Raw genomic sequence first — 11,295 nt, 5'->3', positions numbered from 1 at the left:
ACTCGGCATGCCGTGGTCGTTGCGGCTGGTCACGACGTCTCCAGCTCGCGGTCGATCAGGTCGAAGATGTTCTCGGCGGTGGCCGACTCCAGGTCGTCGTCGCCGCCCGCGTCGGACTGCCGCTCGGCCAGCCGGTCCAGCAGGCCGTGCAGCCGGTCGGTGATGCGGCGGAACTCGTCGTCGGCCGGGTCGAGGCCGGCGAGGGCCGCCTCGATGCGGTCGAGGTCCAGGCTGGCCCCCGTCGCCGAGCCGCCCGCCGAATCGGCTGAACCGCCCCCCGACCCACCCGCCGGGGCGAGCTGCTCGGCGAGGTGCGCGGCGAGCGCCGCCGGCGTCGGGTTGTCGAAGACGAGGGTGGCGGGCAGCCGCAGCCCGGTGGCCGCGCCGAGCCGGTTGCGCAGCTCCACGGCGGTCAGCGAGTCGAAGCCGAGTTCGCGGAAGGCGCGGGTCGGCTCGATGCCGGCCGGGTCGCCGTGGCCGAGGACGACGGCGACGTTCGACAGCACCAGGTCGCGCAGGGCGCGTACCCGCTTGTCGGCGGTGAGGCCGGCGAGCCGCGCCGCGTACGCCTGCCCGTCGGTGGCCTCACCGGCGGCGGCCCGGCGGCCGGCGGCGCGGACCAGCCCGGTCAGCAGCGGGTGCACGGGCGCGCCCGGCGCGGCGACCCCGGTGCTGATCTTCGCGGGCATCTGCACGGCCCGCTCGGACCGCCAGGCGGCGTCGAACAGGGCGAGGGCCTCGTCGTTGGACAGGGCGGCCATGCCGCCCCGGTCGAGGCGGCGGATGTCGGCGGCGTCGAGGTGCCCGGTCATGCCGCTGGCCTGCGCCCACCGGCCCCAGGTGAGGGAGACCGCCGGCAGCCCGAGGGCCCGCCGGTGCTCGGCGAGGGCGTCGAGGAACGCGTTGCCGGCGGCGTAGTTGCCCTGCCCCGGGCCGCCGAAGACCCCGGCGGCGGCGGAGAACAGCACGAACGCGGTCAGCTCGTGGCCGACCGTGGCGCGGTGCAGGTTCCAGGCGGCGTCGACCTTCGGCCGCAGCACGGCGGCGAGCCGGTCGGGGGTCATCGACTCCAGCACCCCGTCGTCGAGGACGCCGGCCGCGTGCACGACGGCCCGCAGCGGATGCCGGGCGTCCACCATGGACAGCACGTCGGCGACGGCGTCCGGGTCGGCCAGGTCGGCGGCGACGATCGACACGTCCGCGCCGAGCGCCTTGAGGTCGGCCAGCAGCGCGTCGGCGCCCTCGGCGTCGGGGCCGCGCCGGCTGACCAGCAGGAGCTGCCGGGCGTCGTGTGCGGTGACCAGGTGCCGGCAGAGCAGCGCGCCGAGGGTGCCGGTCGCGCCGGAGACGAGGACGGTGCCGTCGAGGCGGGGCGCCTGCGGGATGCTCAGGGCGAGCTTGCCGACGTGCCGGGCCTGGCTGAGGAAGCGGAACGCCTCCGGGGCGCGCCGGACGTCCCAGTCGCGGCGGGGCAGCGGCCGCAGCGCGCCGGTGGCGAACAGCGCCACCAGCTCGGCGAGCATCTCGCCGATCTTGTCCTGGCCGGCCTCGATGAGGTCGAACACCTGGTAGCTGACGCCGGGATGGTCGGCGGCGACCCGCTGCGGGTCCCGCTTGTCGGTCTTGCCCATCTCGACGAACCGGCCGCCGGGGGCGAGCAGCCGCAGCGACGCGTCGACGAACTCCCCGCTGAGCGCGTTGAGCACGACGTCCACGCCGCGCCCGCCGGTGCGGTCGCGGAACGCGTCGACGAAGTCGAGGCTGCGGGAGGAGGCGACGTGCGCGTCGTCGAAGCCGGTGGCGCGCAGCGCCGGCCACTTGCCGGGGCTGGCCGTGCCGTAGACCTCCGCGCCGAGGTGGCGGGCGATCTGCACGGCGGCCATGCCGACGCCGCCGGCCGCCGCGTGCACCAGCACGGACTCGCCCGCGTCGAGGCGGGCCAGCTCGACCAGGCCGTACCAGGCGGTGAGGAAGACCACCGGCACGGCGGCGGCCTCCGCGTACGACCAGCCGTCGGGGATGCGGGTGACGAGGCGGTGGTCGGTGACGGCGACGCTGGCGAACGAGCCGGAGAACAGGCCCATCACCCGGTCGCCGGGGGCCACACCGGTGACGCCGGGGCCGACGTCGAGCACCACGCCCGCGCCCTCGTTGCCGAGCACCTCCTGGTCGGGGACCATGCCGAGGGTCAGCACCACGTCCCGGAAGTTGAGGCCGGAGGCGCGCATCGCAACGCGTACCTGCCCGGCCGGCAGCGCCTCGGTGACCTCGGGGCAGGGCAGCACGGCCAGGTTCTCCAGGGTGCCCTTCTCGGTGACGTCGAGCCGCCACGGCACGTCGTCACCGGGCAGGGCCAGCGTGCCGGCGTCGCGGGCCCGCACCAGCCGGGGCACGAGCAGCGCGCCGTCGCGCACGGCGACCTGCGGCTCGCCGCAGGCGACGGCCGCCGGGACGGCCGCGAGGCAGCCGGCGTCGTCGTCGGCGTCCAGCAGCGTGAACCGGCCGGGGTGCTCGGCCTGCGCCGAGCGGACCAGCCCCCACAGGGCGGCCCGCGCCAGGTCGCGGGGGGCCTCGCCGGGGGCCGCGCCGACCGCCCCGGCGGTGCGCAGCACCAGGCGGGACCGCTCCAGGCCGGGTTCGGCGAGCCAGCCCTGCACGAGCGCGAGGGCGTCCCGGGCCGCGTCGTGCGCGGCGTCGCCGGCCCGCGCCGGGTCCGCGCCGACCCACTGCGCGACCACCACATCGGGTACGTCGCCGCCGCGCTCGACCTCGGCGGCGAGGGCGGCCAGGTCGGCGTGGGCGGTCACGGGGTGCCCGGCGGCGGCCAGCGCGGCGGCGAGGCCGGCCGGGTCGTCGCCGAGCAGCGCCCAGCGGGTGCCGCCCGTGGCATCGGTGCCGCCCACCGCGTCGGCCCGTTCCGGCAGCGGTGCCGGGTCCAGCGGCGTCCGGTCCGGCGAAGCCCCGCCCAGCGGCGTCCAGTTGAGGTGGAACAGACAGTTGCGGCGCAGGGCGGCGGCCTCGTCGGCCCGACCGGCGGCGACCGGGCGGAACGTCAGCGACTCGACGGTGGCGACGGGCTGCCCGGCGGTGTCGGCGAGCGTGACGGCGAGGGTGTCGGTGCCGAGGGGGCGCAGCCGCACCCGCAGCCGGGTCGCCCCGTGGGCGTGCAGGCCGACGGCGCGGAACGCGAACGGCATCCAGCCCGTGCCGGCGGTATCGCCGTCGGCGTTGCCGTCGCCGAGCAGCCCGGTGAGGCCGCTGGCCTGGAGCGCCGCGTCGAACAGGGCGGGGTGCAGGCCGAAGCGGGGCGCGTCGGCGGCCACCGCGTCGGGCAGGGCCACCTCGGCGTACGCCTCGTCGACGCCGCGCCACACCCGGCGCAGGCCCCGGAAGGCCGGGCCGTAGCCGAGGCCGCCGCCGGCCATGTCGGCGTACCAGGCGTCGAGGTCCGCGTCGACCTCGACGGCGTCGGCGGGCGGCCACTCCCCCGGCACGACCAGCGGGGCGGGGAGCTGCGGCAGCAGCAGGCCCTCGGCGTGCCGGGTCCACTCGCCGTCGCCGTCGCCCTCGGTGCGGGAGTGCACGGTGACGGTCCGCTCGCCGGTGTCGCTGGGCGCGCCGACGCGTACCTGCACCTGCACGGCCCCGGCCGGCGGGACGACGAGCGGGCTGATCAGGGTGAGGTCGCCGACCTGGCCGGCGTCGACCTCGTCGCCGGCCCGCACGACCATGTCGACGATCCCGGTCCCGGGGACGACCACCGTCCCGCCGACGCCGTGGTCCGCGAGCCACGGGTGGGTACGCACCGACAGCCGGCCGGTGAGCACGACCGTCTGGTCGTCGGCGACCGGGATCGCGGCGCTGAGCAGGGGGTGCCCGGCGTCCTGGAGGCCGGCGGCACCGACGTCCCGGACCTGGTGCGCGGGCGGCTCCAGCCAGTACCGGCCCCGGTCGAACGCGTACGTGGGCAGCGGCACGGTGCCGGCCTCGGCGAGGACCCGGGTCAGGTCGACGGGCAGGCCGATCGCGTGGGCGGTGGCCAGGTTGGTCAGGAGTCGGGTCGGGTCGTCGTCGCCCCGCCGCAGGCTGCCCAGGGTGTGGCCGGTGACGCCCGCGTCGTCGAGGATCGCCGTCACCGGCATCGTCAACACCGGATGCGGGGAGATCTCCACGAACGTGGTGTGCCCGGCGGCGATGGCGACCCGGACGGCGGCGTCGAACTGGACGGTCTGCCGCAGGTTGTCGTACCAGTAGTCCGCCGTCATGCTCTCCGGCTCGACCCAGTCGCCGGTGAGCGTCGACACGAGCCGGATGCGGCCCGGCTGGGGGGTGACGTCCGCCAGGTCGGCGCGCAGCCGCTCCGCGACGTCCTGCACCGACGGGGAATGCGACGCGTAGTCCACCGGGATCAGCCGCGCCCGGATCCCGTCGGCCTGGCAGGCATCCACCAGGTCCGCGACGGGCTGCGGCGGACCCGAGACGACCACCGTCGACGGCCCGTTCACCGCCGCCACGCCCACGCCCGGGAACGCGGGGAGGCGGGCGGTCACCGCGTCGGCGGACAGATCCACCGACGCCATCGCACCCGTCCCCCGCAACACCGCCAGGGCCCGCGACCGCAGGGCGACGGTCCTCGCCGCATCCTCCAGGGACAGGATCCCTGCGACACACGCCGCACCGATCTCACCCTGCGAATGCCCGACCACCGCCTGCGGCGAAACGCCCGCGTGCTCCCACACCGCGGCCAAGGCGATGCCCACCGCCCACAGGACCGGCTGCACCACCTCCACCCGCTCCAACCACGACTCGTCATCCCCCGTCAACACCGACACGAGATCCACGTCGAGATGCGGGGCGAGGGCCCGCTGACACTCCGCCAACCGCGCGTCGAACACCGGCGCACGACCGACCAGCCCGGCGGCCATGCGTGCCGACTGCGCACCCTGACCCGGGAACACGAACACCGGACCCGCACCCGGCGAGGCGGCCACACCGGACACCATGTTGCCCGCCGGCACACCACTCGCCAGGGCGTCCAGACCGGCGAGCAACTCCTCGACCCCCGCGCCGACCACGGCGGCCCGCTGGTCGAACGTCGACCGCGTCGTCGCCAGAGACCAACCGACCGCCGCGGTGTCCAGCACGCCGTGCTCCCGCACGTACGCGGCCAGCCGCTCGGCCTGACCAGCCAGGGCCACCTTCGACCGGGCCGACACCGACCACACCGTCACGTCGGCGTCGACCAGCCCGGGGACGCCGGTGACGGCCGGGGCAGCAGGCTCGTCGCCCTGCTCGACGATGACGTGGGCGTTGGTGCCGGACATGCCGAACGACGACACCGCCGACCGCCGCGGTCGGCCCGTCCCGGGCCACGGGGTGGCCTCGGTGACCAGCTCGACGGCTCCGGCCGTCCAGTCGATGTGCCCCGACGGGGCGTCCACGTGCAGGGTGGCGGGCACGGTCCCGTGCCGCATCGCGAGGACCATCTTGATGATCCCGGCGACGCCGGCCGCCGCCTGCGTGTGGCCGATGTTCGACTTGATCGACCCGAGTAGCAGCGGCGCGGCGTCGCCCCGGTCCTGCCCGTACGTCGCCAGGAGCGCCTGCGCCTCGATCGGGTCGCCGAGAGTGGTGCCCGTCCCGTGCGCCTCCACCACGTCCACGTCCACCGTCGACAACCCCGCCGACGCGAGGGCCTGCCGGATCACCCGCTGCTGCGACGGACCGTTCGGCGCGGTCAACCCGTTCGACGCACCGTCCTGATTCACCGCAGAGCCGCGCACCACGGCGAGAACCGTGTGACCGTTACGCCGCGCGTCCGACAGCCGCTCCACGAGGAGCACCCCGACACCCTCACCCCACCCGGTGCCGTCCGCCGCCTCGGCGAACGCCTTGCACCGGCCGTCGGCGGCGAGGGCCCGCTGGCGGGAGAACTCGGCGAAGGTGGCGGGGGTGGTCATCACGGTGACGCCGCCGGCCAGCGCCAGGTCGCACTCGCCGCGCCGCAGCGCCTGCACCGCCAGGTGCAGTGCGACGAGGGACGACGAACACGCCGTGTCCACCGACACCGCCGGCCCCTCCAACCCCAACGCGTACGCCACCCGACCCGACACCACGCTCGCCGCGTTGCCGGTGCCCGCGAAGCCCTCCGCAGCATCGGCGGACATCATCAACAGGGCCCCATAGTCCTGGCCGTTGGTGCCGACGAACACCCCTGTTCGCGAACCCCGCAACCCCGCCGGATCAACCCCTGCCCGCTCCACCGCCTCCCACGACGCCTCCAGCAGCAACCGCTGCTGCGGGTCCATGGCGAGGGCCTCACGGGGCGAAATGCCGAAGAAGGCCGCGTCGAAGTCGGCGGCGTCGTGGAGGAAGCCGCCCTGGTCGGCGTAGCTGGTGCCGGGGGTGGCGGGGTCGGGGTCGAAGAGCCGGTCGAGGTCCCAGCCCCGGTTGGTGGGGAAGTCGCCGATGGCGTCGGCGCCGTCGGCGACGAGCCGCCAGAGCTGGTCGGGGTCGGCGATGCCGCCGGGGTAGCGGCAGGCCATGCCGACGATGGCGACCGGGTCGTCGCCGTCCACGGTGGGCGCGGCGGCGGCCGGGGCGGGGTCGGTGGCGTCGCCGAGAAGGCCGCCGAGCAGGAAGCGGGCCAGCACGATCGGGCTGGGGTGGTCGAAGACGAGGGTGGTGGGCAGGGCCTGCCCGGTGGCGGCGGCGAGCCGGTTGCGCAGCTCCACGGCGGTGAGCGAGTCGAAGCCGAGGTCCCGGAACGCGGTGGTGGCGCCGATGGCGGCGGGTCCGCCGTCGTGGCCGAGCACGTCGGCGGCGTGGTCGCGGATCAGGTCGGCGAGGGTCTCCTCGCGGCGGGCCGGCGTGAGCCCGGCGAGGCGGCGGCGCAGGGTCGCGGCGGGGCCGTCGTCGCCGTCGTCGGTGGGTGCGCCGCCGTCGAGGGCGGCCTTCGCCTCGGGTACGCCCTCCAGCAGGGGCCGCCGCCGGGCGGAGGCGTACGCGGGGGCGAACCGGGTCCAGTCGACGTCGGCGACGGTGAGGGTGACGTCGTCGTGGTCGAGGGCCTGCGCGAGCGCGCCCATGGCGACGGCGGGGTCCATGGCGGGTACGCCCCGGCGGCGCAGCTGCTGGTCGGAGTCGGCCCCGTGCATGCCGCCGTCGGCCCAGGGGCCCCAGGCGAGGGCGGTGCCGGCGTGCCCGTCGGCGCGGCGCTGCTGCACGAGCGCGTCGAGGTAGGCGTTGCCGGCGGCGTATCCGGCCTGGCCGGCGCTGCCCCAGGTGGCGGCGATGGACGAGTAGACGACGAAGGCGTCGAGGTCCCGGTCGGCGAGCAGGTCGTGCAGGTGGGTCGCGCCGGTGGTCTTGCCGCCGGTCACCTCGGCCAGTTCGGCGGCGGTGACCTCGGCGAGGGGGGTGGTCTGGGCGACGCCGGCGGTGTGCACGACGGTGCGTACGGGCGGGCCGTCGGCTTCGACGCGGCGCAGCAGGTCGGCGAGGGCGGCCCGGTCGGTGATGTCGCAGGCGGCGACGGTGACCCGGGTGCCGAGGGCGGTGAGTTCGGCTTCGAGGTCGGCGGCGCCGGGGGCGGCGGGGCCGCGCCGGCTGACGAGGACGACGTGTTCGGCTCCGGCGGCGGCGAGCCAGCGGGCGGCGCGCGCGCCGAGGCCGCCGGTGCCGCCGGTGATGAGGGCGGTGCCGGTGGGCGTGTAGCGGCGGGCCGGGGGGCGGTCGCCGAGGGCGGCGCGGACGAGGCGGCGGGCGAAGACGCCGGGGCCGCGTACGGCGAGCTGGTCCTCGCCGGTCGTGCCGGTGAGGATCGCGGCGAGCCGGCCGGCGGCGCGGGCGTCGGGTCGGGTGGGCAGGTCGACGAGGCCGCCCCAGCGGTGCGGGGCCTCGACGCTGACGACCCGGCCGAGGCCCCAGGTGGCGGCCTGGGCGGGGTCGGCGAGCCGGTCGTACGCGGCGGCGGCGACGGCGCCCCGGGTGACCAGCCACAGCGGGGCGTCGTGGCCGGCGTCGCCGAGGGCCTGGGTGAGGGCGAGGGTGGCGGCGAGGCCGGGCAGGGTGGCGTCGGTGGTCGGGGGTGCCCAGGCGAGCAGGGAGACGACCCCGGCGAGCGGGGTGTCGCCGAGGGCGGCGGCGAGGGCGGCGCGGTCGACGTCGGGTTCGACGGTCAGCGGCAGCGGGTCGGCCCCGGCGTCGGTGAGCGCGGCGCGGACGGCTGCCACGGCCGGGTCGTCGGCGAGGCCGGCGGGGAGCGCGAGGAGCCAGGCGCCGGCGAGCCGGCCGGGGGCGGGTTCGGCGGTGACCTGCCATTCGGCGCGGTACCGCCAGCCGTCGAGGACGGTGTGTTCCTGCCGCTGCCGCCGCCAGTCGGCGAGGGCGGGCAGCAGGGCGCGCAGGGAGTCGGCGGTGGCGTCGTCGATGTGGAGGGTGTCGCGCAGGGCGTCGAGGTCGGCGCGTTCGACGGCGTCCCAGAACCGGTGGTCGAGCGCGCCGGTGCCGGTGGCGGGGTCGGTGGGGGCCTCGGCGGGCACCCAGTAGTGCTGCCGCTCGAACGGGTAGGTGGGCAGGTCGACGAGGCGGCCGGGCCGGTCGGCGAGGACGTCGGCCCAGCGGACGGCGGTGCCGGCGACGTGCAGGTGGGCGAGCGCGGCGAGCAGTGCGCGGCGTTCGGGGCGGTCGCGGCGCAGGGCGGGCACGACGGCGGCGGTGGCGACGTCGGGGGCGGCGGCGACGGTGGCGACGGTCTCCTCGGCGGCGGCGGCGAGGACGGCGTCGGGGCCGACCTCGACGAAGGTGCCGACGCCGTGGGCGCGCAGGGCACGTACGCCGTCGGCGAAGCGGACGGCCTCGCGGACGTGCCGCACCCAGTAGTCCGGGGTGCGGATCGCCTCCGGGTCGGCGAGGTCACCGGTCAGGTTGGACACGATCGGCAGGGCCGGCGCGCGCAGGTCCAGCCCGGCGACGACGGCGGCGAACCCGGCGAGCATGGGCTCCATCAACGGGCTGTGGAACGCGTGACTGACCTTCAGCCGCCGCGTCTTCACCCCACGCGCGGCCCACAGCCCGGCCACCTCGTCCACGGCGGACGCCGCGCCCGACACCACGACGGACGTCGGGCCGTTGACGGCGGCGATCCCGACCGGGCCGGTCACCCCGGCGAGGGACTCGACCACCTCCGCCTCGGACGCCGCGACCGCCAGCATCGCCCCGCCGGGCGGCAACGCCTGCATCAGCCGCCCCCGCGCCGCGACGAGCGCGCAGGCGTCGGCGAGGGTGAACACCCCGGCGACGTGCGCGGCGACGACCTCCCCGATGGAGTGGCCCGCGACGAGGTCCGGGGCGATCCCGAACGAGCCGAGGAGCCGGTGCAGGGCCACCTCCACGGCGAACAGGCCGGCCTGGGTGAACACGGTCTGGTCGAGCAGCGCGGCCTCGGGCGTGCCGGCGGCGGCGAACAGCACCTCCCGCAGCGGCCGGGGCAGGTGCGGGTCGAGGGCGGCGCACACCTCGTCGAGGGCCTGCGCGAAGACGGGGAACGCGGCGGCCAGTTCCCGCCCCATGCCGGCGCGCTGGGCGCCCTGCCCGGAGTAGAGGAACGCGACGGCACCGCGTTCGGCGGCGGCACCGGTGACGAGGCCGGGGGCGGGCCGGTCGTCGGCGAGGGCGGTCAGGGCGGCGAGCAGCCCGTCGGTGTCGTCGGCGAGGACGACGGCCCGGTGTTCCAGGGGGCTGCGGGAGGTCACCGAGGACCAGGCGACGTCGGCGGGGTGGGGGGCGGCGTCGGCGACGTACCGGGACCACTGCTCGGCCTGGCGGCGCAGCGCGGCGCGCGTGCGGCCGGTGAGCAGCACGGGCGCGGGCGGCTCGGGCCGGTCGGCGTCGGTCGCGGCGTCGGCGGCCTCGGGCTGTTCGAGGATGAGGTGGGTGTTGGTGCCGCTCATGCCGAACGAGGAGACGGCGGCCCGGCGGGGCCGGTCCACGGCCGGCCACGGGGTGGGCTCGGTGACGAGGGTGACGGCTCCGGCGGCCCAGTCGACGTGCGGGGTGGGCGCGTCGACGTGCAGGGTGGCGGGCACGGTGCCGTGCCGCATCGCCATGACCATCTTGATGATGCCGGCGATGCCGGCGGCGGCCTGGCTGTGGCCGAGGTTGGACTTGATCGAGCCGAGCAGCAGCGGCGCGGCGTCGCCCCGGTCCTGGCCGTAGGTGGCGAGCAGGGCCTGGGCCTCGATGGGGTCGCCGAGGGTGGTGCCGGTGCCGTGGGCCTCGACGACGTCGACGAGGTCGGGGGTGAGCTTCGCGCCGGCCAGGGCCTGCCGGATGACCCGCTGCTGGGCGGGGCCGTTGGGGGCGGTGAGCCCGTTGGACGCGCCGTCGGAGTTGACGGCGGAGCTGCGGATGATCCCGAGGACGGGGTGGCCGTTGCGGCGGGCGTCGCTGAGGCGTTCGAGCAGGAGCATGCCGACGCCCTCGGACCAGCCGGTGCCGTCGGCGGCGGCGGCGAACGACTTGCACCGGCCGTCGGCGGCGAGCCCGCGCTGGCGGGAGAACTCGACGAACGGGCCGGGGGTGGCCAGCACGGTCGCGCCGCCGGCGAGGGCGAGGCCGCACTCGCGCTGGCGCAGGGCCTGGCAGGCGAGGTGGACGGCGACCGACGACGACGAGCAGGCGGTGTCGACGGTGACGGTGGGCCCCTCCAGGCCGAAGGTGTAGGCGAGCCGGCCGGAGACGACGCTGGCGGCGGAGCCGGTGAGGACGTAGCCCTCGACGCCGGGGGCGCGGTGCAGCACGGCGGCGTAGTCCTGGCCGGAGGTGCCGACGAACGCGCCGGTGCGGCTGCCGCGCAGGGACAGCGGGGCGATGCCGGCGCGTTCGAACAGCTCCCAGGTGACCTCCAGCAGCAGCCGTTGCTGCGGGTCCATGGCGAGGGCCTCGCGGGGGGAGATGCCGAACAGGGCGGCGTCGAAGCGCCCGGCGTCGTAGAGGAACCCCCCGGCGGCGGTGTACGAGGTGCCGGGGTTGTCGGGGTCGGGGTGGTGCAGCCGGTCGAGGTCCCAGCCCCGGTCGGTGGGGAACTCGCCGATGGCGTCGCCGCCGGTGGAGACGAAGTCCCACAGCGCCTCGGGTGAGGTGATGCCGCCGGGGTAGCGGCAGCTCATCGCGACGATGGCGACCGGCTCGGACTCCTCGGCGGTGACCTCGCGCAGCCGCTGGCGGGTCTGGTGCAGCTCGGCGATGACCCGCGTGAGGTACTCGCGCAGCCTCTCTTCGTCCGCCATGGTT

Annotated in this window: 1 protein-coding gene; it reads right to left on the bottom strand. The window is 76.9% G+C overall.

Features of this window, described 5'->3' with window-relative positions; genetic code table 11:
* Positions 1-29: 29 nt before the first annotated feature.
* The gene (locus TK50_RS11420; protein WP_043962718.1) at positions 30-11,291 is read right to left on the bottom strand and encodes a type I polyketide synthase; all 11,262 of its coding nucleotides are present in this window, start codon (positions 11,289-11,291) and stop codon (positions 30-32) included.
* Between the last annotated feature and the right edge of the window lie 4 nt (positions 11,292-11,295).

The organism is Micromonospora haikouensis (assembly GCF_000876225.1).
Lineage (GTDB): Bacteria > Actinomycetota > Actinomycetes > Mycobacteriales > Micromonosporaceae > Micromonospora > Micromonospora haikouensis.
Note: the sequence above shows the minus strand (reverse complement) of the source record. Positions and strands in the feature narration are given on the sequence as shown.

What these genes read in the sequence shown, in the direction of transcription:
- TK50_RS11420 (WP_043962718.1), bottom strand. Translation starts at nt 11,291, where the DNA reads ATGGCGGACGAAGAGAGGCTGCGCGAGTACCTCACGCGGGTCATCGCC.